Source organism: Nonomuraea sp. KM90 (genome assembly GCF_052246675.1).
In the GTDB taxonomy this organism is placed as follows: domain Bacteria; phylum Actinomycetota; class Actinomycetes; order Streptosporangiales; family Streptosporangiaceae; genus Nonomuraea.
This window is the reverse complement of sequence record NZ_JBQQCB010000145.1, coordinates 1-23,423: the sequence shown is the minus strand read 5'-3', so window position 1 is coordinate 23,423 and position 23,423 is coordinate 1. Positions and strand designations below refer to the sequence as shown.

Here is a 23,423-nt window from a genome sequence, read left to right as displayed (position 1 = left end):
CCGGACGAGCCCGAGCTTCCACGCCGCCGCCCCGGCAGTTCTCCCGGGCGATCGCCGTCAGGTAGGCCGCCCGTCCCCGGTCTGCCATCTCGGGGTAGCCCTTCCCGGCCCGGCGGCAGCTCTCCGCGCGCGTCGCCCGCCACAGCGCCTTCTTCGACGCCGGGTCGGGCACCGCCCCGGCCGCCTCGCCCGGCAGGTCCACGCCGGTCGGCCGGCCGAAGCCGAACCCGCGGGCGGTCTTCTGCAGGGCGTCGGAGCCGCGCTGCCAGAGCTGGTCGGCGAGCCGGTAGAAGATCGTGTCGCACGACTGCACGAGCGCCCCGTGCATGGTCATCAGGCCCAGGTCGGCGCTGCCGAAGTTCCGGAACACCCGGTTGCCCACCGTGTAGCCGCTCGGGCAGTCGTAGGTGGCGCCGAGCCCGTACCCGGCCGTCACGGCGGCCGCCGCCGAGGCGACCTTCCACGTCGAACCGGGCGCCCACTCACCCTGTACGGCCTGCGACAGCAGCGGCAGCGCCTTGTACTCGCGGGCGGTCACGCCGTCGGTCCACACGGCCGGGTCGTAGGCCGGCCGCCCGGCCAGCGCGACCACCCGGCCCGTCTCCGACTCCAGCACCACGGCCGCGCCCGAGGAGCCGCCGCTGCTCGTCAGCGCCCGGCCCAGCGCCTGCTCGGCGATGGCCTGGATGCGCGAGTCGATGCTGGTCACGAGCGTGTTCCCGGGGACCGGCGGGTCCTGGCGGATGATCCTGGTGACCTGGCCGGTGTTGTCCACGGCCACGTCCCGGCGCCCCGCCCGCCCGGCCAGCTCCCGGTCGTAGACGCCTTCGAGGCCGTCGCGGCCCTTGGCGCCCTGCACGTACCCGAGGGTGTGGGCCGCCGCCGCGCCCCCCGGGTGGACGCGGACCGGGCGCAGGTCCGTACGCACGCCGGGGAAGTCCTGCTGCCGCTCGCCGATCTGCAGCGCGACCGGCACGGTGACACCCTCGGCCACGGGGATCGGCTCGTACGGCGAGCCCTGCCAGCACGGCTGCCGCACCTGCGGCGCGCACAGCCGCACCTTCTCCGCGATCTGCCCGTACGGCCGGCCCAGCAGCTTCCCCAGCCGCGTCAGCACCTCCCGGCCGCCGTCCGGCTGGTGGGCCAGCGCTATGGCGTCCACCGTGACCACCGGCCGGGTCCGGTTCGTCACCAGGGGACGCCCGGCCACGTCGAGGATCTGCCCCCGGGTCGGCGGCAGCGCCACGGTCCTGATCCGCACGTCGGCCGCCGCGCGGACGTACTCGTCCCCGCTGACGACCTGGAGGAACCACAGCCGCCCCACCAGCGTGGCCAGCATCGCCGTGACGACCAGCCGCAACACGAACAACCTGGCCCTAGACACGGCGCGGCACCTCCGCGGGTGGCCGCCGCCGGACGAGTACGGCGCCCACGACGGCCCCGAGCGGCACCGTCCACGCCAGCACCAGCGGCAGCCCGGTCACCGCCGAGCGCCACGGCTCGTCCCCGAGCGCCACCGCGGCGGCGGCCTGCAGCACCGTCCCCAGGGCGGCCGCGGCGCCGGCCACCAGCAACGGCCTGCGCTCGCGCCAGTGCCCCGCCAGCAGCCCCGTCACCGACAGCACGAGCGCCGCGCGCCCCACGGTGCCGTCGGCGGGCGGCGTCACGTCGGCGGCCAGCCCGGCCACCAGCCCGGCCACGCAGCCCCAGACCGGACCCCTGGCCAGCGCCAGCCACACCACGGCCAGCGTCACCAGGTCGGGCCCGCCCCACGGGGACCGATTGACCAGCAGCACCTGCAACAGCGGCGCCGCGAGCAGCAGCAACACCAGGCCCACGACGTCACCTCCCTGGGGGTGGCACGATCACGGCGACCAGGTCGAGCGCGGACAGCCGGGCGGCGGGCCGCACCAGCGCCGTACGCGTGGCCGCCCCCGGCACGTCCTCGATCGCGGTGACGGTGCCGATGGGCACCCCGGCCACGTACGGCCGCGCGCCCGCCGAGCCCAGCGTCTCCACCACGTCACCGACCTTCAGCGGCGCGTTCGGGTCGAACAGGCTGAGCCGCAGCCGCCCCTCGCCCGGCACCCCGGTCACCACCCCCAGCTCGCCCGACTCCGTCATGCGCGCCCCCACGGAGGAGGCGGCGTCGGTGACGAGGGAGACCGACGCCGTCGCGGCGCCCGTCCAGGTGACCTTGCCGACCAGGCCGTCGGCGTTCAGGACGGTCACGTCGCGCACCACTCCGGACGAGCTCCCGGCGTCGATGGTGACCTTCTGGCCCCGGCCGAACCCGACCACGTGCGCGGCCACGCCCCGGTGCCGGGCCGGCACCGCGGCGGTGCCGCTCGCTGGGCCACTCATTGAGCCGGTCGCCGGGCCGCCCGCTGGACCGCCCGCCGCGCGGGCGCCGGAGGACAGCAGGTCGGCGCGGAGCGCGGCGTTCTCCCGCTCCAGGGCCCGCAACCGCCCCTCGCCGCCGAACGACCTGGTCACCGTGCCGAACGCGCTCTGCGCCGTGCCGTACACGGTCGCGCCCGCCTCCCGCAGCGGGGCCAGCGGCGCCAGCGTACGGTCGATCACGACGAGCAGGACGGCGGTGGCGAGCACGAGCAGGACGAACGCCCGCTTCACCGGCGCGACCAATCGGGCAGCAGCACGTCGCGCATGGCCTGGAAGCGCTCGACGCAGCGGCCCGCGCCCAACGCCACCGAGTACAACGGCTTGTCCACGACCCGGATGGGCATGCCGGTGGCCTCGCCCATCCGCTCGGCCAGGCCGCGTAGCAGGGCGCCGCCGCCGGTCAGCACGATGCCGTTGTCCAGCAGGTCGCCGGCCAGCTCGGCCGGGCACTGGTCGAGCGTCGTCTGCACCGCGTCGATGATGGCCTGCACCTCGTTCTCGATGGCCTCGCTGATCTGCTCGGCGGTGATGGTCGCGGTCTTCGGCAGGCCGCTGACGAGGTCGCGCCCGCGTACCGGGGCCGACGCCTTCGGCTCCAGCGGGCGCGGCGCGGCGGCCGGCGTCCCGCTCTCTGGCTTCGGCCGGGACCGGAACGGGTTCCAGCCGCGCGGCGCGGGCGGCGCCGGCGGCTCCTCGTCCTCCGCCGCGATCGGCTCGCCGTCCTCCGTCACGGTGACCACGCCGACCCGGTGCCGGCCCTTGGGGACGGGATCGGCGTCGCGGGCGGTCACGGGCGCGGGCCGCGCCATGCCCAGGTCGATCTTCAGCCGCTCGGCGGTACGGTCTCCGAGCAGCAGCGCGTGCTCCTTCTTGATGTGGGTGATGATCGCCTCGTCGAGCTCGTCACCGCCGACCCGCAGCGACTTGGCCACCACGACGCCGCTCATCGAGACGATGGCGACCTCCGTGGTGCCGCCGCCGATGTCGACGACCATGTTGCCGGTGGCCTCGCCGACCTTCAGCCCGGCGCCGATCGCCGCGGCCATCGGCTCCTCGATGATGTGCACGCGCCGCGCGCCCGCCTCGTACGCGGCCTCCTTGACCGCCCGCTGCTCGATCGAGGTGGTGCCGCTCGGGACCGCCACGACGATGCGCGGCTTGGCCAGGAACCGGCTCGGGTGCGCCCTCTGGATGAACATGCGCAACATCCGCTCCGCAGCGTCCAGATCCGCGATCACGCCGTCCTTGAGCGGCCTGATCGTGGCGATGTGCGGGGGAGTACGGCCCATCATGCGCTTGGCCGCCTTCCCGACGGCCACGACGGTGTTCTTGTGCAGGTTGATCGCTATGACGGAGGGCTCGTTCAGCACGATGCCCTTCCTGCGGACGTACACGAGTGTGTTGGCTGTTCCGAGATCGACCGCTATGTCATGACCGAGAAGAGCCCATGCGAACGCCATTACCGCACAGCCTTTCGACCGGGAAGGGCAGGGGGACACTGCCCGCCTTCGCGCTGCCCGAGGCGATCTAGCCACAAACGCGATAAATCTGTATCCGCCGTCGTCCGCGCAGGTCAGCCGGGGTCGTAGGAGCAGCGCACGCCGGTGCGGACGGTCGCGCGCAGCTCGGCCCCGATGACGGGATCGGCTGCCGCGATGCGATCCACGGCCCGCCGGATGGCCTTGCCCACGGCCGTACGGGCCCGCTCCCCGCCGGGCGCCAGCGTGCGTGCCCGCCCGCTCAGCCCGGTCGCCGAGGCCAGCTCGGTGATCAGCCAGTCGCGCTCGGCCCGCCGCCCGTGCGCCTGCTGGCGCTGGTGGTTGGACTCCAGCTCCTGGATCTCCGCGTCGAGCTGCGCCAGCCGGTTCTTGTACGCCCGGCCCGCCGGCCCGTCCAGCAGCCGCTGCGCGGACTCCGGCCCCGTCGCCGGGCCGGCCGAACCGGCGGCCAGGTCGGCGGCCGGGATCTCCCTGCCGGGGTCGGCCAGCAGGGCCGCCAGGTGCAGCATGCCCACGCAGTGGTCGACGAGCGCCGTCCGCGCGCCGAGCTCCACCCGCCAGCGCGGCCCCGACGGGCGGCAGGTCACCCGGCCGGCGACCTGGCGGGGCAGCGCCATGCCCAGCGCCCTGGCCTCCTGCTCGGCCAGCGCGAGCTGCCTGCGCGCCGCCTCCTGCCTGGGGCCGTCGCGCAGCACCAACGCCTGGCCCAGGCGCGAGCGGGACAGGGCGACGGCGGGCCAGTGGCCCAGCGCCAGGTTGTCGTCCACGGCCCGGCGCAGGTGTCCGATCGCCCGGTCGAGGTCGCCCGTGGTGATCGCGGCCACGCCCAGGCTGTGGCGGGCGGAGCCGAAGCAGGCGATGCCGGGGCCGGTCATGACCGGCAGCTCCGCGTACGGGGCCAGCAGCGCCCCCGCCCTGGCCGCCAGCTCCGTGTCGGCCAGCAGGTCGGCCGCCTCCACGACCGCGTACATCGAGACCAGCCAGGTTCCCGTGCGCGGCCCGTCGGCCAGGACGCTGCCACGCAGCCTGGCCAGCATGCTTCCGGCCAGCCGACGATCCCCGGCCGCGGCGGCGGCCACCGCCAGGCACGCGTACGGGGAGTCGTCCGCGCCGAGCATGGGAGAGTTCAGCAGATTGGTGAGCCGGGGGACGAGCTCGCCGATCCGGCCCTGGTACCAGCGGACGGCGGCGAGCTGGCAGCCGTGCCGGCCGGTAGCCTCGTGGTCGCCGGCCGCCACGCCCCGCTCGTGCCAGGCCGCGGCGCGCTCCTCGGCCTGCCCGAACCGGCCGGCGCGCAGGTCGAGCATCACCTCGATCCCGCCCAGCACGACCTCGACGGCCTGGTGCCCTTCCCCGTCCAGCGCGTCGCGCAGCTCGCCCAGGGCCCGCTCGGCGTGCGGGTCGGCCGCCAGGAGCAGGTCCACGGCGTACCAGAGCAGGCCGGTCAGCAGGTCGGAGCGGCGGCCCGTACGGGAGGCCACCCCGATCAGCTCCCTGGCCAGCTCCAGCCGCGCGGCTCCGTGCTCGGGGCCCGGCGCGCACTGGTGGGCCAGGCTCAGCGCCTCGGCCAGCGCCACCGGATCGCCCGCGGCCCTGGTCTCGGACACCATCGCCAGGATCGCGTCGTGGCCGCCGCCGCGGTGGTCGTCCTCGGCGGCCAGCCTGATCCGCAACCGCAGCGCGACCGGCGAGTCCGCGTCGAGCAGGGACAGCGCCTCCCGCTGGCGCATCCGTACCATGGCCGCCCCCGCGGCGGTCCGGTGCTCGTGCACCCACATCCCGCCCAGGCCCAGCGCGGCCCGGGCCGTCGCGGGCCGGTCGCCCCGCCGCACGGCCTCGTGGTAGGCGACGTGGAAGAGTTCGCGCGCCCGCCGCAGGTCTCCCTCGACGAGCAGCGCGTGCTCTCCGTCCAGAAGTGCACGTTCCAGCGCTTCGATCACTGGCCCTACCCCCGTGGCAAGACGGATTCCTCTCGCAACACCTGTGGGGCGGCGGGCTCCCCTCCGCTTCCCCCATGCCGATGAACGCAGCCGATGAACGCAGCCGATGAACGCAGCCGATGAACGCAGCCGATGAACGCAGCCGATGAACGCCCGGGTGGACAATCCCGACGACGGCTCCCATCCGTCGTCGGTTCAATTCCACCGCAATCCGGTAATTTCCGAAACCTAATTAGTAAGAGGGTTCAGCGCGCGGTGCGCCAGCTCTGCTCCTCCACCAGCTCGGTGCTGCGCCACCCGTCGGGGGTGCGGAGCATGAGGTGGTGGTACCAGCCGCCGCCGTGCAGGAACCCCTCGGTACGCGCGGCGACCATCTCCCGGGTCGGGGCCAGGGTGTCGGTGAAGGGGGCGCTCACGCGGGCCCGCGTGCCGTCGAGGAAGTCGATGTGCGCGGCCCCGACCAGGTGGAGGCGGGCCGGCCAGTGCGCCAGCACCTGGGCCAGCCAGCCCTTGACCTCGTCGCGTGAGCCCCTGATGCCGCCGGAGGAGCTGTAGTCGATGACCGCGTCCTGGCAGAACACCTCGTCGAGCAGGTCCCACTGCCCGGTGTCGATGGCATGGGTGTAGCGGGCCAGCAGCGCGATGATCTCTAATCGGTCGCCGATCTCCTGAGTGTCCATGAGCTGATCGTCGCGCTAAGAGAGCTCGATGACCAGATCGGCCAGCGGCAGCCGTCCCTGGGGGATGGCGGGCGTCCCGCCCGGGGCCGGGGCGGGGCGGCCCAGCGAGATGCCCGTACGGATCCGCCACGGCTCCCCGAGCCCCGCGAGCGCGGTGGCCGCGCGGGCCTTGGCGGCGGGGAAGAACGAGGCGGGGCAGCTGCCCAGGCCGAGCGCGTGGGCGGCGAGCATGAGGTTCTGGGCCGCCCGCCCGGCGTCGAACTCGGCGTCCTCGGTGCTCAGCGTGGCGTCCACGGCCAGCAGGACCGCCACCGGCGCCCCCGCCAGGTGCCCGGCGTAGGCGCCGAGCCGGCTCAGCTCGCCCAGCAGGCCCCGGTCGCGTACGACGACGAACCGCCACGGCTGCCGGTTGCGCGCGGACCCCGCCCACCGCGCGGCCTCCAGGACCGCCGTCACCTGCTCGCGCGTGACGGGAGCGGAGGTGAAGGCACGCGTCGCCCTGAGGCTCGTGATCAGTTCCAGGCCCATGCGGGAAGGCTAGCGGCGCAGCAGCCCGGTCAGCCTCCCGTCCGGCACCCGCACCGTGAACGGGGAGCAGGGGGTGCAGAAGTAGTCGCGTCCGAACGTGAACTCCACCGCTCCCACGGCCAGGTTGACCAGCAGGCGGTCGCTGTCCACGCTCACGGTCCTGGGGTTCTGGCCCTTGGGCATGAGGGGCCGCAGCGCGTCGGCCATCTGCCGCCGCCCGGCGGGCGTGAAGGCGTGCGGCACGAAGAGGTCCCGCACGGTGAGCACCTCGCCCGCCGCCACGTCGTACGTGACCGCCCGCCCGATCTCGCCCGCCAGCGCGTAACGTACGGAGACGACCTCGGCGTCGGCGCGCACGACCACGAAGCTGCCGGTCACCGCGCCGGGGCCGGCTCCTTCGCGATGCCGCCGCAGCGCCTCGTCCACGTACGCCTTCACCGGCGCCATCAGCGCCGCGTCGACCCGGGCCGTGTCCGGCCCGCCCCTGGCCCGCGGGTAGGAGACGTCGATGACGAGCCCGGGGAGCCGCTCCCGCCAGGCCCCCGGGACGACCGCGACCGGCTCGCGCGGCGGGGCACCCCGTACGAGCGGTGCCAGCGCCACCAGGACGAGCACCACGCCCCCGGCCAGCAACACCCGCCGGCGCGCCGCCACCACCAGCCCCGCCACCGCGAACGGCCCGGCGACCAGCCCGAGCTGCATCCCCGCGGGCGTGGCGAGCGCCGCCGCCGCTCCCGCCACCACGGACAACCCCCACACGGTCAGCCAGACCGACCAGCGGCGCTCCTGGAGGTTCACCTTCGTCAGCGCCGCGTAGACCAGCCCGGCCAGCAGGACGAGGTAGAGCGCGCCGGTCAGGTTCTCGGCCGCCGGAACCCCGGCGGACAGCACGGGTGCGGCCAGGAACACCCCGCTCCCCGGCAGCTCGGCCTGCCCGCCGCCGCCGAACGCGCGTACCGCCCCCGCCGCCACGGCGAGCACCAGCGCGCCCCCGGCCGCCCGCGCCGCGATCAGCCCGCGCTCGCGCCTGCCCGGCACGTGCCCGCTCACCTGCTCCTTCCACGCCCGGTACCTCTCGGTCACCTTCTCCCACGTCTGCTCGCCCTCCAGCTCCACGATCCCGGCGAACCTGGACACCCCCACCTGCGAGTGCACGATGAACAGCAGCGCCCCGAACACCGGCACCACGAAGGCGCAGAACTCGGCCGCCTCCGCCGCGGGCGAGATCCCGAGCGGCCGCTCCCCGGTCAGGGCGTGGCCGATCACGCTGCCCGCGTTCCACGCCAGGGCCGTGGCCAGCGCGAGCGCCGCGACCAGCACCAGGTAGGACGTCGCCGGGAAGACCCGGACGAGCTGCCCCCGCACCGCGACGTACACGAGCACCGCCGCCGACACCCCGAACACCGCCGCGACCGCCCATAACCACACCACCACGGTCCGGCCCAGCGCCGGGTCGGGCGGGGCGAGCAGGGCCAGCGCCCGCACCATCACGGGCGTCTCCGCGTCGAACGTCCGCCGCGTCAGCAGCGGGAACCGCGACGTCACGGCCACGCAGAAGTACGTCAGCGCGACCGCCGCCCCCGCCACCAGCAGGCTCCAGCGCCGGTCGGTCCGCACCGGATCCGGCTCGGCGGGCGGCCCCTGCCGGTGCGGCAGCGCCTGCTGCACGCCGGTGGCGACCAGCGCGAGCAGCAGCGGGGGCACGGCGACCTGGGCGGGCTGGGCCACCAGGGCGGCCGTCATGTCGCCGGCGTACTCGGCCACCCACGCCGCGCTCAGCGGCCGGGCCAGCAGCAGCTCCCGCATGCCCCGGTCGATGGCGACGACGGCCGCGTACACGACGGGGGCCACGGACAACGAGATCCACGCCAGCACGAACGCCCGCCCGGGCCGCCCCTCGACGGGCAGCCGACGCCGCAACACCCCTTCGAGCGACCCGGCCGCGATGGTCGCCAGCACGACGGCCACCTGGTCGAAGTAGTTGAGCGACAGCGGCAGCCAGGCCAGCAGCGGCTGCTCCGCGCGCAGGAGGACGCTCCAGACGATCGCCCACCCGGCCGCCAGGCACGGCAACACCCACGAACGGGGCCGGAACGACCACCGGCTCTCGCCGGTGGAGGCCCCCTCAGGTCCGGCCGCGGGCTCCTTCCCGCCGGCCGGCTTCGCGGTGGAGACCCGGACCGCGCCCGCCTTCGCGCTGCCCGCCTTCGTGGTGGCCGCCTTCGTGGGCGTCTTGGTGGCCGTCTTCGTGGTGCTCGCTTTCGTGGTGCTCGCTTTCGTGGTGGCCGTCTTCCCGGCAGCGGCGGGCTGCTTGGCGGTGGCGGAGGGCTTCTTGGGTGCGGCGGCGGGGTCCTTCCTGACGGGCTTCACGGGTTCCCCGGAGCCGGCGGGGGTGCCGGGGGCCTTCGGGGCGGGGGTCGCGGGTAACACCCGGGTCGCGGCCAGTGCCAGCAGCGCGGCCAGCAGGGCGGTGGCCATGCCCCACGAGGCCGCGTACCGGGCGTACGCGTCGAACGGCACCCCGTGCCACCGCACCCAGGCCAGCACCGCCACCACCCCGGCCGGCCCGCCCGCCAGCCCCCAGCACACCAGCAGCCCGATCCAGGACGCGCCGAATCCGGACCACCTGAACGCGAGGTAGGCCAGGCCGGTCAGCCCGACGGAGAAGGCCGCGAGCGCGCCGGCCGTCGCCACCGCCGGCCCCTGGCCCAGCCCGGGGAACACCAGTGCGGCCGCGATCGCCCGCCCCAGCAGGAACCCGCCGACGGGCGGGAGCGCGCACAGGGCGGAGATGCCCAGCGCGGAGGTCAAAGCAGCGAGCAGAAACGTCCGGGTCGTCTTCGCCACACCCCGTCCTCTGCCCCCCACGGGCCGTCCCGCACGGCGGTCACCGTGAAGTGACCACCAGGTGACCGCCCGCCAGCACCCCACCGCCGACCCAGCACCCCACCGACCCCGGCACTACCGCCCGCCCGGCACCGCACCGCCCATCAAGGGCACCCCCACCGCCCGCCCGGCACCGCATCGCCGATCCGGCCCCGCACCGCCGATCCGGGCACCGCACCGCCCTGCCGGACGCGGCGCCTGCCTGGACACCGGGGCGGGGCACAGCGTTGGCGAGGCGATCGGCGGCGGCGGCAGCCGTTACGGCGTCACTGAGCGCGTGACCGTCCTGAAGTCGCGCCCGTCCCTGAAGACCAGCGCAAACAGAAAAGGCCGGGCCCGCGATCTCGCGAACCCGACCTCTCACCTACCGCCGGAACCTGGTGGACGATACTGGGATTGAACCAGTGACCTCTTCCGTGTCAGGGAAGCGCTCTCCCGCTGAGCTAATCGTCCTTGCAGAGGTGGCGACGGGATTTGAACCCGTGTGGACGGCTTTGCAGGCCGCTGCCTCGCCTCTCGGCCACGCCACCGAGCCGGAAGCTCCGAGCGGAAGACGGGATTCGAACCCGCGACCCTCACCTTGGCAAGGTGATGCTCTACCACTGAGCCACTTCCGCATCCGCCCCGGCGACTGCCGGGCGACGAGAGAACTCTAGCGAATCCTGGCCGAGTCCCCAAACTGGATTGCGCCCGCCCGGGTCACGTGTGGCCACCGTTGACGGTGATGCGCTGGCCGGTGACGAACGCCCCGCCGTCCGAGGCCAGGTACGACACCGCCGCCGCCACGTCCTCCGGCGTGCCCATCCGCCCCAGCGGCACCTCCGCGAGATATTCGCTCTCGTCCAGCCCCGCGTGCCGTTCCACCGGGATCCAGCCGGGTGCGACCACGTTCACCGTGACCCCGTACGGCCCCAGCTCCCTCGCCCACACCTCGGAAATCGCGTGCTGAGCCCCCTTGGCGGCGATGTAGGCGGACATGCCGGGCAGGTTGCGGTCCACGATGTCGGAGCCGATCTGCACGACCCGCCCGCCGCCCCGCTTCTTCATGCCGGGCAGCACCGCCTGCACGAGCAGCGTCGGGCTCTTGACGAAGAACGTGAGCTGGTCGAGGTGCGCCTGCCAGGTGAGGTCCTCGAACGGGACGGACGGCTGCGGCCCGGTCGCGTTGAGCACCAGGACGTCCACCGGCCCCAGCCGCTCGGCGACGGCGGCGGCCAGGCCCGTCACGGCGGCCTCGTCCGTGACGTCGGCCGCGAACGCCTCGGCGGTGCCTCCGGCGGCGCGGATGCCGCTCACCACCCGCTCGGCCCCGGCCCGGTCGGAGTGGTAGTTGACGGCCACGGCCAGGCCGTCGGCGGCCAGCCTGCGGGCGATCACGGCCCCGAGGCCGCGCGAGGCCCCGGTGACGAGGGCGACCGATGGCGAAGGGGTCATGGGGCCCGACTCTAGCGACCGTGCCCCGCCGCGCAGAGGTCCACTCCGGGTCTAACGGCTGAGTTGCAGGCCCGCCGGGTGCGGCCCCTCCGTCTCAAGCCGGTACTCCCGCCCCGAGATCGCCCGGTTGTCGTCGATGACCTGCTCCGACGGCGGCTTCTCCCCGCCCATGACCGCCTCCTGCATCCGGGTGAAGCGCTCGTGCGCCTCGCGCACGTACCCCGTGCCCAGCGTCGTGCAGTCGATCTGGGTGGCGAGCAGCTCGCGGATGTAGCCCTTGTTCGGCTCGAACGTCACCGGCGGCGGCAGCGCGGGGGCGAGCACCTGGTCCGGATCGCGCCCGTCGAACCGCTTGAACAGCTCGGCGGCCAGCCGCAGGTGCTCCAGCTCCATGTTGAGGTGCAGCTCCCAGATGTTCTTCACCTTGGGATCCGACTCGGTCTCCATGAACGAGTAGTAGAGGTAGCACTCGTTGTACTCGTGGTTGAGCAGCTGCTCCCACAGGCTCTCGCCCGGGTCGACGAGGGACTCGTAGTGGGTGACGTGCTCCTCCTCGATGAGGCCGATCTCCTGGTAGAGCCGGCGCGCGATGGGCTCCATGTGCATGGGCCCGACGTTCATGTAGAAGTTCATGGTCTGCTGCTCGGCCGACATGATCGTCAGGGCGTGCAGCCGGGACAGCGGCTCGGTGACGCTGCGGTCGTACGGCTGGCGCACGTTGTCCTTCGGGTCGCGGTGGTGCAGGTAGGTCGGGCGGCCCGGCATGACCTCGGTGAGCTGGTCGACGATCTTCTCGGCCTTGCGGTGCTCGATCATCTCGTACAGGTTGGCGTAGCGGTAGAGGTGGTCGAAGTCCTCCAGCACGCCGAACTGGTAGGCCTGCGTCAGGTAGGAGTCCGGCTCCATCCGGGCCACCCACGCGGTCAGGTCGACGGCGACCTGCTCGTAGGCGATGGTGGTCTCCAGCACCGAGGCCAGGCCGGGCAGCAGCCAGTTGACCACCTTCTGCTGCTGGGCCTCGATGTAGCGGACCCGGGCCAGCTGCTGCTTGATCTCCAGGTCCGGGCAGTGCCGGGCGAGCTGGTGGCTGAACAGGATCGCCTCCACCTCGATCCCGTTCATCGTGATGATCCGGCACCGCGTGTACGGATCGGCATGATCGGGATCGATCGGCGTGACGTTCAGCTCGCGCCAGTTCCGCAGCTGCTCGTCCAGCGGGATACCCCGCTCCTGGAGTGGGTCGAAGGCCATGTCGCTGCGCGTACCCGCGGCCGGGCCGGGCAACCTCCGCGTTCGGTCCTCGAACGGCCCGCGTTCGGTAAGGGGGCGCGTGCCGGCCGACGGCTCGGGGTACGGGCGCTGACGTGGCTGAACAAGATGTCATCGAGCTCCTGATGGCCCAGCACGGGCAGATCAGGGACCTGTTCGACGAGGTGGAGCAGGCGCCTCCGGACAAGGTCGGCGAGGCGTTCGCGCGGCTGACGCGCATGCTGTCGGTGCACGAGACCGCCGAGGAGGAGATCGTCCACCCGTACGCGCGCAGGAAGCTCGACAACGGCCAAGGCGTGGTGGCCGACCGGCTGACCGAGGAGAACAAGGCCAAGCGCCTGCTCCTCGACCTGCACCAGCGGGGCGTGGACCACCCGGGGTTCTGGGACGGCCTGGCCGAGCTGCGCGCCGCCGTGAGCGCGCACGCGCGCAGCGAGGAGCGGTACGAGTTCGCCAGGCTGCGCGCGCACACCTCCACCGTGGAGCGGCGGGCCATGGCGGCGGCGGTGCGGGCGGCCGAGTCGCTCGCCCCGACGCGCCCGCATCCCGGCACGGAGTCCATGACCAAGAACGTGCTCATAGGCACGCCCGTCGCGGTGATGGACCGGGCGCGCGACCTGATCCGCAAGGCCCTGGGCAAGCGCTGACATCAGCAGGCGCCCGTCGGGCAGGGGCGGCGACGTGCCCGGGCCGGTCCGTCAGGCCCCGGGCGGCCCGCCTGGGGACCCTTCGACGCGCGGCGAAATGTCGGGGTATTAGCGTCGGAGACATGGAGTACATCGCTCGTGACGCCGACATCGCGCCCGTCGCCGCCCTGATCGCGGACCCCACGCGGGCCGCGATCCTGACCGCCCTGCTCGGCGGGCGGGCGCTGGCGGCCGGGGAACTGGCCAGGATGGCCGGCGTGAGCCCGGCCACGGCGAGCGCCCACCTGTCCAGGCTGCTCGACGGCCGGCTCGTGGACGTCGTACGCCAGGGCCGCCACCGCTACTACCGCCTGGCCGGGCACGAGGTGGCCGAGGTGCTGGAGGTGCTGGCCGGGATCAGCGCCCGGCCGCCGGTGCGCTCGCTGCGCCAGTCCCGGCAGGCCCGGCAGCTGGAGGAGGCCCGCACCTGCTACGACCACCTCGCCGGGAAGGCCGGGGTGGGGCTGCTGGACCGGCTCAGGGAGGGCGGCTACTACACCGGGCACGACCTGACCGAGGCGGGGGAGCGGCTGCTGTCGGGGCTGGGCGTGGACGTGCCGGGCGCGCGGGGATCGAGGCGCCGGTTCGCGCCCGAGTGCCTGGACTGGACCGAGCGCCGCGCGCACCTGGGCGGGGCGCTGGGGGCGGCGATCACGGAGGTGCTGTTCGAGCGGGGCTGGTACCGGCGGGGGAACGTGCCCAGGGCGGTCGTCCTCACCGACGAGGGCAGGGAGGGGCTGGCGAAGCTGTTCTCCGGTAAGGAGCTAACATCGGTTACGCCGGTTACCTAAGTGAGAGAGACGCAACATGCGCGACAACGGAGTCGTGAACGTCGGTCCGGAGCCGCTGACCTTCGACGACGTCATCAGGGTGGCCCGCCACGGAGCCCCCGTCCAGCTCACCGACGACGCCATCGCCGCCGTCTCGGCGGCCCGCCAGCGGGTGGACGAGCTGGCCGAGAGCCCGACGCCCGCGTACGGGATCTCGACCGGGTTCGGGGCGCTGGCCACCCGCCACATCGACCCGGCGCTGCGGGCGCAGCTGCAGCGCTCGCTGGTGCGCTCGCACGCGGCCGGCAGCGGGCCCGAGGTGGAGACCGAGGTGGTGCGCGCGCTCATGCTGCTGCGCCTGCACACCCTCGCCACCGGCCACACCGGCATCAGGCCGACCACGGCCAAGACCCTGGCCGCGCTGATCAGCGCGGGCATCACGCCGATCGTGCACGAGTACGGCAGCCTCGGCTGCTCCGGCGACCTGGCCCCGCTGGCGCACGTGGCCCTCACGCTGATGGGCGAGGGCGTCGTACGCGACGCGTCCGGGAATTTCCAGTCGGCCGCCGAGGCGCTCAAGCAGGCCAGGATCGACCCCGTCGAGCTGGCCGCCAAGGAGGGCCTGGCGCTGATCAACGGCACGGACGGCATGCTCGGCATGCTCATCCTGGCCATCGACGACCTCACCAGGCTCGTCAGGACCGCCGACGTGAGCGCCTCGATGAGCGTGGAGGCGCTGCTGGGCACCGACCGGGTGTTCGCCCCCGAGCTGCAGGCGCTGCGGCCGCACCCGGGCCAGGCGCTCTCCGCCGCGAACATGGTCTCGATCCTGCGCGGTTCGGGCATCATGGCCAGCCACCGCGACCCGGCCGCCTGCACCCGGGTCCAGGACGCCTACTCCCTGCGCTGCGCTCCCCAGGTCGCCGGGGCCGCCCGCGACACGATCGCGCACGCCGCCACCGTGGCCGGGTGGGAGCTGGCCAGCGCCGTCGACAACCCGGCCGTGCTGGCCGACGGCCGGGTCGAGTCCAACGGCAACTTCCACGGCGCGCCCGTCGCGTACGTCCTGGACTTCCTCGCCGTCGTGGCCGCCGACCTGGCCTCGATGTCCGAGCGCCGTACCGACCGCTTCCTCGACGTGGCCCGCAATCACGGGCTGCCCGCGTTCCTGGCCCACGACCCCGGCGTGGACTCCGGGCACATGATCGCCCAGTACACGCAGGCGGCGATCGTCTCGGAGCTCAAGCGGCTGGCCGTGCCCGCCAGCGTGGACTCCATCCCCAGCTCGGCCATGCAGGAGGACCACGTGTCCATGGGCTGGTCGGCCGCGCGCAAGCTGCGCAGGTCGGTGGACGGGCTCACCAGGGTGCTGGCCGTCGAGGTGCTCACGGCCGCCCGGGCGCTCGACCTGCGGGCCCCGCTGGAGCCGGCGCCCGCGACGGCGGCCGTGGTCAGGGCGCTGCGCGAGACCGTGCCCGCGCCGGGCCCCGACCGGTTCCTGGCGCCGGAGATCGACTCCGCGGTGCGCCTGGTGGCCGAGGGCGGCGTGGTGTCGGCGGTGGAGTCGGTGACCGGCCCGCTCGCCTGAGTCAGGCGCGGGCGGGGAGCGCCACGATCAGGTCCACCTCCAGCAGCAGCCCCGGCATGAACAGCTTCGACACCTCCACGGTCGTGCTGGCCGGGGCGGTGCCGGTGATGTACTTGCGGCGCACCCGCCCGTACGCGACCCGGTCCGCCATGTCCGTCAGGTAGGTCCTGATGAACGCGATGTCCTCGAACGTCGCCCCCTGGTCGGCCAGGATGCGGGAGATGACCTGGAAGACGTGCTCGGCCTGGGCCTCCATGGAGCCCTCGCCGACCACGTTCCCCTGCTCGTCGAAGGCGGCCTGGCCGGAGACGTAGAGCATGTCGCCGACGCGGACGGCGTGCGAGTAGAAGCCGTTCGTGGCCGGGATGGTGGCGAGGTTGAGCGGCACGGCACGCCGCTCGCCAGGCCCCGCCACGTGCTCGGCGATGGCCGTCAGGTCGCGCTCCCCCAGCCCGGCCGCCCGCGCCTGCCCCAGCCTGGCCCGCGCCGCCGCGGCCATCGAGGCCCCCTCCCACGCGCCCAGCTCCAGGTCCTTGGCCGCGTGCGCCAGCGAGTACCGGGTCTCGGCCGACGGCACCCGCAGCCGCTCGGCCAGCGTGCCCAGCGGGGTGCCCGACAGCACGTCGATCAGCGCGCCGCGGTCCACGCCGTGCGCCTCCCCGTACGCGAACGTCTCCGCCAGCAGCACCTGGGCGGGCACGAGCGCGCTCATGACGGCGAGCTTCATGGCCGCGCCGGACCCCAGCGGCCCCAGCTCGCGCACCTGCCCGAACACCGACAGCACCGCGCGGCACCCCGACACGTCCCCGCCGGCCAGCACGGTCAGCGTCCCTTCGGCGGCGGGCCCCACGCTGCCCAGCACGGGCGCGTCCACCAGCCCCACCGACTCCGGCAGCAGCCCGCGCAGCTCGCGCACCGCCCCCGGGCCGATCGTGGACATCTCCACCACCGTCGCCCCCGGCCGCAGCCCCGGCAGCGCCGCCGCCAGCACCTCCCGCACGGCAGCCGGATCGCTGAGCATCGTGATGACCAGCTCGGCGCCCGCCACCGCCTCGGCCGGCGGAACCCCGGTCCCGCGCCGCCACGTCGTCACCTGGTGCCCGGCCGCCATCAGCCGCCGGGCCATCGGGACGCCCATGCGTCCCTGTCCGAGAAAAGTAATCACGGGCCCCAGTGAACCCGGACGCGAGACATTCCACCACCGACTAGATTGCATGCCAGCCATGCCTGACACGAATGCCTTTGACACCGCCACGCTCCGGCTCTTCGACGAGGTCGCCAGGAGCGGCTCGTTCACCGCCGCCGCCGAGCTGCTCGGCTACACGCAGTCGGCGGTCTCCCGCCGCGTCGCCGCGCTGGAGCGCGCCTCCGGAGGGCCGCTGTTCGAGCGCCTGGCCCGCGGCGTACGCCTGACGCCCGCCGGAGCGGCGCTGCACCGCCACGCCGTCGCCGTGCTCGACCGGCTCGACCGCGCGGGCGAGGAGCTGGCCGCCATCCACGGCGGGCGCGGCGGCACGCTGCGGATCGGGGCGTTCGCCACGGCCAACGTCGATCTGGTGCCCGGCACGCTCAAGCGGTTCGCGCACCGGCATCCGGGCGTCGAGCTGCGGCTGACCGAGGGGCTCACGCCCCGGCTGCTGGACCGGCTGGGGGCGGGCGCGCTCGACGTGGCCGTGATCAGCGACTACCCGGCCGGGCTGCCCGCCGACGGGGCGCGTACGGTGCTCCTGCGCGAGGACCGGCTGCTGGTCGCGCTGCCCGCCGGGCACCGCCTGTCCGCCGAGCCGGACGTGGACCTGCGCGACCTGGCCGGCGAGACCTGGATCGAGGCCGCCCCGCGCGGCCAGCCGACGCTGCTGGTCACGGCGTGCGCGGCGGCCGGGTTCACGCCGCGCGGCGGGCTGCGGGTGGCGGAGTGGTCGGGCAAGTTCGGATTCGTCGCCGCCGGGCTCGGGGTGACGCTGGTGCCGGAGCTGGCGGCGCGGGCCGTACCGGCGGATCTGGTGCTCCGGCCGCTGCGCGGGATGGCCCCCGCGCGCAAGGTGTACGCGGCCCTTCCCGAGGCGCCACTGACCGCTGCGTTGGAGCTTGTCCAGATGCTGGGAGAATGGGAGGTGTGTACGACGGTTTCGCCTACTTAGGTCACCACCTCGCCACCGGCCTGCGTGACGTGACCTCCGACCTCGCCGCGCTCGACGGCGAGGGCTGGTGGGCCGTCGTCGTCGACTACGAGGGCAAGGTGACGTGCGCCCGGTTCGACCGGGTGCGCCGCTCGCCCCTGCCCGCGCCCGCCGCCCCCTGGCACGGGCCCCGCCCCGGCCAGTGGCGCAGCTCGCTCGACCGGGCCGCCTACGAGCGCGGCGTGCGCGCCATCCGCGACTACATCGAGCAGGGCGAGGTCTACCAGGCCAACCTCTGCCGGATCCTGACCGCCCCCGTGCCCCACGACGCCGAGCCGCTGGCGCTGGCGGCCCGGCTGGCCGAGGGCAACCCGGCGCCCTACTCCGCGCTGATCCAGGTCCCGGGGCTGAGCGTGGTGTCGGCCTCGCCGGAGCTCTACCTGTCGCGCGACGGCGACGTCGTGGAGTCCCGGCCCATCAAGGGCACCGGCGCGACCGCCGACGACCTCCTCGACAAGGACTACGCCGAGAACGTCATGATCGTCGACCTCGTCCGCAACGACCTCGGCCGGGTGGCGGCGGTCGGCTCGGTCGAGGTGCCGTCGCTGTGCGCGATCGAGGAGCACCCCGGGCTCGTCCACCTCGTCTCCACCGTCCGCGCCAGGCTCGCCCCGGGGGCGGGCTGGCCGGAGCTCTTCGCGGCCACTTTCCCGCCCGGATCTGTCACGGGCGCGCCCAAGTCGTCCGCCCTGCGCATCATCAATGAGCTCGAAACCGCACCTCGGGGCCCGTACTGTGGGGCCGTGGGCTGGGTCGACGCCGACCGGCGAAGGGCGGCGCTGGCCGTAGGCATCAGGACATTCTGGATCTCGGCAGGCGAGATCCGGTTCGGCACGGGAGCGGGCATCACCTGGGGCAGCGACCCCGGGCGCGAATGGCTCGAGACCGAGCTCAAAGCAGCCAGGCTGATAGCGCTGGCATCCACAGGAGGAATCTGAATGAACATCCCTGTCTGGGTCAACGGGGAGCTGATCGACCCCGCGCAGGCCACGGTCTCCGTGTTCGACCACGGAGTGATGGTCGGCGACGGCGTCTTCGAGACCATCAAGATCGTGAACGGGAAGTCGTTCGCGCTCACCCGGCACCTCGACCGGCTCACGCTCTCCGCCCAGCGCATGGACCTGCCCGAACCCGACGTGGAGGCCATCGCCGACGGCATCGCCAAGCTCCTGGACGCCGCGCCCGCCTGGCAGCTGGGCCGCATCCGGGTCACCTACACCAGCGGCCCCGGCCCGCTCGGCTCCGACCGCGGCGACCAGGGCACCACCTCGATCGTCATCGTGGACGAGCAGAAGCCGTTCCCGGCCGCCGCCAACGTGACCGTCGTCCCGTGGCCGCGCAACGAGCGCGGCGCCCTGGCGGGCGTCAAGAGCACCTCGTACGGCGACAACGCCAAGGCCCTGCTGCACGCCAAGAAGCGCGGCGGCGGCGAGGCCATCTTCGGCAACCTCGCCGGCAACCTGTGCGAGGGCACCGGCTCCAACGTCTTCATCGTCCGCGACGGCCGCCTGCTCACCCCGACCCTCGCCTCCGGCTGCCTGGCCGGCGTCACCCGGGCCCTGGTGCTCGAATGGTGCGGCGGCGAGGAGACCGACGTCCCGCTCCAGGCGCTGTACGACGCCGAGGAGGCGTTCCTCACCTCCACCACCCGCGACATCCAGCCGATCAAGCTGGTGGACGACACCGAGCTCCCGGTCGCCCCTGGCCCGATCACCACGAAGGCCATGCGGATCTTCGCCGAGCGCTCCGCCACGGACCTCAACCCGTGACCTAATCGCGGTTCCGCCCGTTCCGCCCATTCCGCTTGATCGCAGGCCGCCCGTCCCGTCCTCCGCCGAAGGTCCGCGCGGTCGGGCGTGGCGGCGGGCGGAACCCCGGGGCCGGTCCCGGGCCTCACACCCGAACCCGCGAGGCGAACGTGGCAGTGCCGCCGCCGTTCTGGCGCGACACGTTCGCCGCCGCGGCGTACCGGATCCTGCACGGCGAGCCCGACCTGGGCGACTTACCCGAGCCGCTGCGCGGGATCGTGGCGCGGTGCCTGGCCAAGGAGCCCGAGCGGCGGCCCAGCGCCCGCTCGGTGCTGCTGGAGCTGCTCGGCGAGCCCCCGGACGCGCCGCCCACCGCCCAGGTGGCCTCGGGCGCTGCTGGTCGCCGCCCTCCAGCCCCCGGGATCGACTCCGACAGCGCCACCGCCCGTATTGCGGCCTCCGGCGGCGCGCCGAGCCCCGCCACCGGCTCCGAGCCGCCGGTGATCCGCCCGGACCCGACGGGCAGGAGATCACGATCGCGATGGAGAGCGCGATCACGGTGAAGCCCATGGGCGGACCTCACCTTCCAGGGCGGCCCGACGGAGAGCTCCTTCGTCGCGACGGCCCGCGGCCGAGCGCGCTCCCAGCCGGACAGGGGCTACGGCCCGGGCGACTGCGACTTCATGTCGGGCATCGGGGTCATCCTCGATCTCGTCGCCGGCACCACGGGCGTGAGCCGGGCCGGGCGCCGCCACGCCGGCGGACCGCTCGACTGGCGGGAGGGCCGAACCCCCGCACCCCCGCTAGGCGTGTCCTATATTCGTCCTACATTTTCCCGGTTCCACTCCCGGCCCCGCGGAAAGCGGCGTTACGCTTCCCAGCAGAATCGCCCGAACCCGAAGTGAGTTCGATATGAGTGGGGATGGCGGCGCACCGGTGCCGCCGATTTCGAGAATGGGCGCGATCGTCACCGTGGAGCGCGTGCTCGCACGCACTCCGGCTCTCGTCGTCCTGCTGCCGATGATCCAGGCGTACGACGTCGGTTGCCTGCTGAACCTCGACGTCGTGGCCCGCAACGACGCCGCGCCGCGCGGCCTGGCACTGCAGCTCGACGCGGCCTTCTCCGGCGAGGAGAGCACGTCGCTGCACGTCGCCCTGCGCTATCCGAACGGTCTCGAAGTCGCCTCCGGCGACGACCGTGACTGCGCGCCGCCCTGCCTTTCCTGGATTCCCGGGGGCGTGCGCGGCGATGCGAGACTCACGCTTTATCAGATGCCACTGTGGCTGTTTCCGCTGCCGCCCGCCGCGGATCTCCTGCTCACCGTGGAATGGCCGTGGGCACGCATCGCGCCCACGGCCATCACGCTCGACGGCGCCGCCATCACGGGGGCGGCGGCGCGGTCGGCCGCACACTGGCCCGTATAGGGCCGGTCAGTAGGACTTCTGGGTCTGGACGTTGAAGTCGTCCATCTTGACCTGCTTGGCCGGGTCGGTCAGCGGGTCGTCGATCTCCAGGACATCCAGGCCCTCGGTCATGTCGCTGGAATAGATGTAGCCGTTGTAGTAGTAGGCCGACCAGGTGCCCGCGATGCCGGCGCCCTCCTGCGGGCCGCGCTCGAAGAAGCCGATCTCCTTCGGGTTCGCCGAGTCGGTGAAGTCCCAGATCGACACCCCGCCCTGGTACCAGGACTGCACCATGATGTCCTTGCCCGGCACCGGGATCAGGGAGCCGTTGTGGGCCACGCAGTTCTCGTTCGGCTGCTGCTCCCTCGGGATCTTGAAGTAGCCGCGCCTCTCCAGCTTGCCGTCCACCAGCTCGTAGACGGCGTTCGCGCCCTTCGTGACCGGCGTGTTGCGGTCGCAGGTGGCCTGGCCGCCGCCGCCCAGCTCGTCGCCGAACACGACCTTCGTCCCGTCGTTGTTGAACGTCGCCGAGTGCCAGATCTGGAAGTTCTCGAGGTCCGTGAGCTGCTGGAGCACCTTCGGCCGGATCGGGTCGCTGATGTCGAGCAGCACGCCGTCGCCGAAGCAGGCGGCCGCGGCCAGCTTCTTCTCCGGGTAGGCGGTGATGTCGTGGCAGCCGGAGGCGAGCTCGGAGTGCTGGCGCTCGGGGAAGATATCCGGCTTCGCCACGATTTTTGCGGACTGAGGTGACTTCGTCGGGATTTCTACGATCTGGATGAGTTCGTGCGGTGCTGGGCAGGTCGCCGAGTCGGGCTCCGGGCCGGGCGAGGAGACGTACACGTAGAGCGTGTCCCCGTCGGGGACCATCGTGTGCGTGTGGGAGCCGCATTCGGTCTTGACGGCGCCGACGTACTGAGGGCTCTTCTTGTCGCTGACGTCGAAGATCCGCAGGCCCTCCCACTCGCGGCCGCCCTCGCCGGAGTCGCACTCCTCGCCGGCCTGCGGCTCGTCGATCGAGAGGACCAGCAGGTCCCCGTAGATCGTCACGTCGTTCTGTTGCGCCGGGCAGGACACCTGGCTGACCAGCTCGGGCTTCGTCGGGTCGCTGATGTCATAGATCGTGAAACCGCCGAAGTTCCCGACATAGGCGTAGTCGCCCTGGAAGGCCAGGTCGGTGTTGAAGGCGCCCTCCCCGTTGAACGGGGCCGTCCTCGGCATGTTGGCGACCTGCTTGACGTTGTCGCTCATCATCACGTCGCCCGAGGGTGGCGCGGCGCGCGTGCCGGCTGGAGCGCTGGTCTCCTGCGGAGAGGTGGCGGGCGGCTGCTCCCCGGTGGCCGGCGACTCCGCGGCACACGCGGAAGCCAGCAGCAGCACCGTACACAACAACGCTCCGCGCAACTTGGCAGAGATCAACGCGCATTCCCCTTTGTCTCGTAGCTCACTATGGAAGTTATGTCAGCAGGTTCGTGGCCGCGTACGGTCTTCATCACAGTTATGGCGACATTTGCTCTTACAGCCTGCTCTCAGCAGTCCACCGAGCCCTCAGGGCCGTCCCCCGTGGGCACGGGGGCGCCGGTCATCGTGCCAGGCAGCCCGGGCGCGGCAGCCCGTACGGCGACGCCGGGGGAGCGGGTCGGCCGGCCGGCCGCCGCGACGGTGGCCTCGGACGTACGCTTCGCGGAGGGGATGATCCCGCATCACCGGCAGGCCCTGGAGATGACCTCCCTGGTGGAGGCGCGTACGACCACGGAGACCATCCGCGCGTTCGCCCGCCAGATCGCCGCCGCCCAGACACCGGAGATCAAGGCCATGAGCGCCTGGCTGACCGAGCTGGGCCGCCCGATCCCGGCCGAGCACGCCCACGAGCAGGCGACCGGCTACGGGATGGCCACCCAGGAGGAGCTGAATGCCCTGCGCGGCGCCAGGGGAGGCGCCTTCGACCGCCTGTTCCTCCAGCTCATGATCAGGCACCACGAGGGGGCGGTGAAGATGGCGGGGGAGGAGCTGGCCGGCGGCCGGGACCAGCGCATGCGGATGATGGCCAAGGACGTCTATTCCGGCCAGAGCATCGAGATCGCCCGGATGCGCCAGGCCCTGGAGAAGCTCCCGGCGTAGGGCGTAGGGCGTAGGGCTTAGGGCGTAGGCCGGCGGGCAGGGGCAGGGCCCGGCACCCCCTGGAACGCCGCCGGGGAAGGCCCCGGCGACGGAACCTCCCCCTGCATGATCGCGTCCGGCCTCTTCTGGAGACTGCCGGACGGCTCGTGCGACTGCGCCGCTGCTAGGGCCTGTTTCAGAAGTGGATCACCTAGGTGGTTCACTTGCGAGATGATCTTTGCGTGGGTCGGGGTGATTTGACCGCCGCGCAGTGGGCGGTGCTGGAGCCGCTGTTGCCGGTGGGCAGGAAG

General features: G+C 73.3%; 21 protein-coding genes and 3 tRNA genes. 9 read left to right on the top strand and 15 right to left on the bottom strand.

Features of this window, described 5'->3' with window-relative positions; all coding sequences use genetic code 11:
• From ACTWPW_RS55390 to ACTWPW_RS55330, 13 genes are all read right to left on the bottom strand, one after another.
• The coding region (locus tag ACTWPW_RS55390; RefSeq protein ID WP_443173736.1) for a peptidoglycan D,D-transpeptidase FtsI family protein at positions 1 to 1,384 on the bottom strand (1,384 nt) is incomplete at its 3' end.
• Positions 1,377 to 1,838, bottom strand: coding sequence for a rod shape-determining protein MreD (locus tag ACTWPW_RS55385; RefSeq protein ID WP_443173735.1), 462 nt, complete (start codon positions 1,836 to 1,838; stop codon positions 1,377 to 1,379). The genes ACTWPW_RS55390 and ACTWPW_RS55385, both read right to left, overlap by 8 nt.
• Before the next feature lie 4 nt (positions 1,839 to 1,842).
• Positions 1,843 to 2,634, bottom strand: a complete 792-nt coding sequence (gene mreC / locus ACTWPW_RS55380; RefSeq protein ID WP_443173734.1) for a rod shape-determining protein MreC — start codon at positions 2,632 to 2,634, stop codon at positions 1,843 to 1,845.
• Positions 2,631 to 3,863: a rod shape-determining protein gene (locus ACTWPW_RS55375; RefSeq protein ID WP_375109905.1), complete on the bottom strand. Its 1,233-nt coding sequence runs from the start codon at positions 3,861 to 3,863 to the stop codon at positions 2,631 to 2,633. The genes mreC and ACTWPW_RS55375 overlap by 4 nt, the downstream gene beginning before the upstream one ends.
• Positions 3,864 to 3,976: 113 nt before the next feature.
• On the bottom strand, positions 3,977 to 5,842 hold the full coding sequence (locus ACTWPW_RS55370) for a hypothetical protein (protein ID WP_443173733.1): 1,866 nt from the start codon (positions 5,840 to 5,842) through the stop codon (positions 3,977 to 3,979).
• A 245-nt stretch (positions 5,843 to 6,087) separates the two neighbouring features.
• Positions 6,088 to 6,522, bottom strand: a complete 435-nt coding sequence (locus ACTWPW_RS55365) for a nuclear transport factor 2 family protein (RefSeq protein WP_375109907.1) — start codon at positions 6,520 to 6,522, stop codon at positions 6,088 to 6,090.
• Between the two features lie 15 nt (positions 6,523 to 6,537).
• Positions 6,538 to 7,050 (bottom strand): nitroreductase family protein, encoded by a 513-nt coding sequence (locus ACTWPW_RS55360; RefSeq protein ID WP_443173732.1) that lies wholly within the window; start codon positions 7,048 to 7,050, stop codon positions 6,538 to 6,540.
• Between the two features lie 9 nt (positions 7,051 to 7,059).
• A complete protein-coding gene (locus ACTWPW_RS55355) occupies positions 7,060 to 9,897 on the bottom strand; it encodes a hypothetical protein (protein ID WP_443173731.1) in 2,838 nt (945 codons plus the stop codon).
• Positions 9,898 to 10,314: 417 nt separating this feature from the next.
• A tRNA-Val gene (locus tag ACTWPW_RS55350) sits at positions 10,315 to 10,389 on the bottom strand.
• Positions 10,390 to 10,395: 6 nt separating this feature from the next.
• Positions 10,396 to 10,466 (bottom strand) — tRNA-Cys (locus tag ACTWPW_RS55345).
• 15 nt (positions 10,467 to 10,481) lie between these two features.
• Positions 10,482 to 10,553: transfer RNA gene (locus tag ACTWPW_RS55340), tRNA-Gly, on the bottom strand.
• An 82-nt stretch (positions 10,554 to 10,635) separates the two neighbouring features.
• Complete coding sequence (locus tag ACTWPW_RS55335) at positions 10,636 to 11,370, bottom strand: SDR family NAD(P)-dependent oxidoreductase (RefSeq protein WP_375109909.1); 735 nt, start codon at positions 11,368 to 11,370, stop codon at positions 10,636 to 10,638.
• Positions 11,371 to 11,421: 51 nt separating this feature from the next.
• Entirely contained in the window at positions 11,422 to 12,621 is a 1,200-nt protein-coding gene (locus ACTWPW_RS55330; protein ID WP_443173730.1) for a ferritin-like domain-containing protein, read from the bottom strand.
• A 113-nt stretch (positions 12,622 to 12,734) separates the two neighbouring features.
• Between ACTWPW_RS55330 and ACTWPW_RS55325 the strand changes: the two genes are divergently transcribed.
• The 3 genes from ACTWPW_RS55325 to hutH all read left to right on the top strand — a co-directional run bounded on the left by ACTWPW_RS55325 (position 12,735) and on the right by hutH (position 15,683).
• Positions 12,735 to 13,286, top strand: a complete 552-nt coding sequence (locus ACTWPW_RS55325) for a hemerythrin domain-containing protein (RefSeq protein WP_375109911.1) — start codon at positions 12,735 to 12,737, stop codon at positions 13,284 to 13,286.
• Positions 13,287 to 13,408: 122 nt separating this feature from the next.
• A complete protein-coding gene (locus ACTWPW_RS55320) occupies positions 13,409 to 14,116 on the top strand; it encodes an ArsR/SmtB family transcription factor (protein WP_443173729.1) in 708 nt (235 codons plus the stop codon).
• Positions 14,117 to 14,132: 16 nt separating this feature from the next.
• Complete coding sequence (hutH, locus tag ACTWPW_RS55315) at positions 14,133 to 15,683, top strand: histidine ammonia-lyase (protein WP_375109913.1); 1,551 nt, start codon at positions 14,133 to 14,135, stop codon at positions 15,681 to 15,683.
• A 1-nt stretch (position 15,684) separates the two neighbouring features.
• Here the strand turns inward: hutH and ACTWPW_RS55310 are convergent, their stop codons facing one another.
• Positions 15,685 to 16,848, bottom strand: a complete 1,164-nt coding sequence (locus tag ACTWPW_RS55310; protein ID WP_443173728.1) for a Rid family hydrolase — start codon at positions 16,846 to 16,848, stop codon at positions 15,685 to 15,687.
• 58 nt (positions 16,849 to 16,906) lie between these two features.
• Between ACTWPW_RS55310 and ACTWPW_RS55305 the strand changes: the two genes are divergently transcribed.
• The 5 genes from ACTWPW_RS55305 (at position 16,907) to ACTWPW_RS55285 (ending at position 21,036) form a co-directional block, all read left to right on the top strand.
• Positions 16,907 to 17,824, top strand: a complete 918-nt coding sequence (locus ACTWPW_RS55305) for a LysR family transcriptional regulator (protein ID WP_375109915.1) — start codon at positions 16,907 to 16,909, stop codon at positions 17,822 to 17,824.
• Positions 17,791 to 18,801 (top strand): chorismate-binding protein, encoded by a 1,011-nt coding sequence (locus tag ACTWPW_RS55300; RefSeq protein ID WP_443173727.1) that lies wholly within the window; start codon positions 17,791 to 17,793, stop codon positions 18,799 to 18,801. Before ACTWPW_RS55305 ends, ACTWPW_RS55300 begins: the two co-directional genes overlap by 34 nt.
• Positions 18,802 to 19,632, top strand: coding sequence for an aminotransferase class IV (locus ACTWPW_RS55295; RefSeq protein ID WP_443173726.1), 831 nt, complete (start codon positions 18,802 to 18,804; stop codon positions 19,630 to 19,632). It abuts the gene before it with no gap.
• 149 nt (positions 19,633 to 19,781) lie between these two features.
• The gene (locus tag ACTWPW_RS55290) at positions 19,782 to 20,174 is read left to right on the top strand and encodes a hypothetical protein (RefSeq protein ID WP_375109918.1); all 393 of its coding nucleotides are present in this window, start codon (positions 19,782 to 19,784) and stop codon (positions 20,172 to 20,174) included.
• 391 nt (positions 20,175 to 20,565) lie between these two features.
• The gene (locus ACTWPW_RS55285; RefSeq protein ID WP_443173725.1) at positions 20,566 to 21,036 is read left to right on the top strand and encodes a hypothetical protein; all 471 of its coding nucleotides are present in this window, start codon (positions 20,566 to 20,568) and stop codon (positions 21,034 to 21,036) included.
• Between the two features lie 6 nt (positions 21,037 to 21,042).
• Here the strand turns inward: ACTWPW_RS55285 and ACTWPW_RS55280 are convergent, their stop codons facing one another.
• Complete coding sequence (locus ACTWPW_RS55280; protein WP_375109920.1) at positions 21,043 to 22,431, bottom strand: LVIVD repeat-containing protein; 1,389 nt, start codon at positions 22,429 to 22,431, stop codon at positions 21,043 to 21,045.
• 144 nt (positions 22,432 to 22,575) lie between these two features.
• On the opposite strand from ACTWPW_RS55280, the gene ACTWPW_RS55275 reads away from it, so the two are divergent.
• Positions 22,576 to 23,133 carry a DUF305 domain-containing protein gene (locus tag ACTWPW_RS55275; RefSeq protein ID WP_375109921.1) on the top strand — a complete coding sequence of 186 codons (558 nt, stop codon included), beginning with the start codon at positions 22,576 to 22,578 and terminating at the stop codon, positions 23,131 to 23,133.
• Positions 23,134 to 23,423 lie beyond the last annotated feature (290 nt).

What these genes read in the sequence shown, in the direction of transcription:
- ACTWPW_RS55375 (WP_375109905.1), bottom strand. Translation starts at nt 3,863, where the DNA reads ATGGCGTTCGCATGGGCTCTTCTCGGTCATGACATAGCGGTCGATCTC.
- ACTWPW_RS55365 (WP_375109907.1), bottom strand. Translation starts at nt 6,522, where the DNA reads ATGGACACTCAGGAGATCGGCGACCGATTAGAGATCATCGCGCTGCTG.
- ACTWPW_RS55360 (WP_443173732.1), bottom strand. Translation starts at nt 7,050, where the DNA reads ATGGGCCTGGAACTGATCACGAGCCTCAGGGCGACGCGTGCCTTCACC.
- ACTWPW_RS55335 (WP_375109909.1), bottom strand. Translation starts at nt 11,370, where the DNA reads ATGACCCCTTCGCCATCGGTCGCCCTCGTCACCGGGGCCTCGCGCGGC.
- ACTWPW_RS55330 (WP_443173730.1), bottom strand. Translation starts at nt 12,621, where the DNA reads ATGGCCTTCGACCCACTCCAGGAGCGGGGTATCCCGCTGGACGAGCAG.
- ACTWPW_RS55320 (WP_443173729.1), top strand. Translation starts at nt 13,409, where the DNA reads ATGGAGTACATCGCTCGTGACGCCGACATCGCGCCCGTCGCCGCCCTG.
- hutH (WP_375109913.1), top strand. Translation starts at nt 14,133, where the DNA reads ATGCGCGACAACGGAGTCGTGAACGTCGGTCCGGAGCCGCTGACCTTC.
- ACTWPW_RS55305 (WP_375109915.1), top strand. Translation starts at nt 16,907, where the DNA reads ATGCCTGACACGAATGCCTTTGACACCGCCACGCTCCGGCTCTTCGAC.
- ACTWPW_RS55300 (WP_443173727.1), top strand. Translation starts at nt 17,791, where the DNA reads ATGGGAGGTGTGTACGACGGTTTCGCCTACTTAGGTCACCACCTCGCC.
- ACTWPW_RS55295 (WP_443173726.1), top strand. Translation starts at nt 18,802, where the DNA reads ATGAACATCCCTGTCTGGGTCAACGGGGAGCTGATCGACCCCGCGCAG.
- ACTWPW_RS55285 (WP_443173725.1), top strand. Translation starts at nt 20,566, where the DNA reads ATGGGCGCGATCGTCACCGTGGAGCGCGTGCTCGCACGCACTCCGGCT.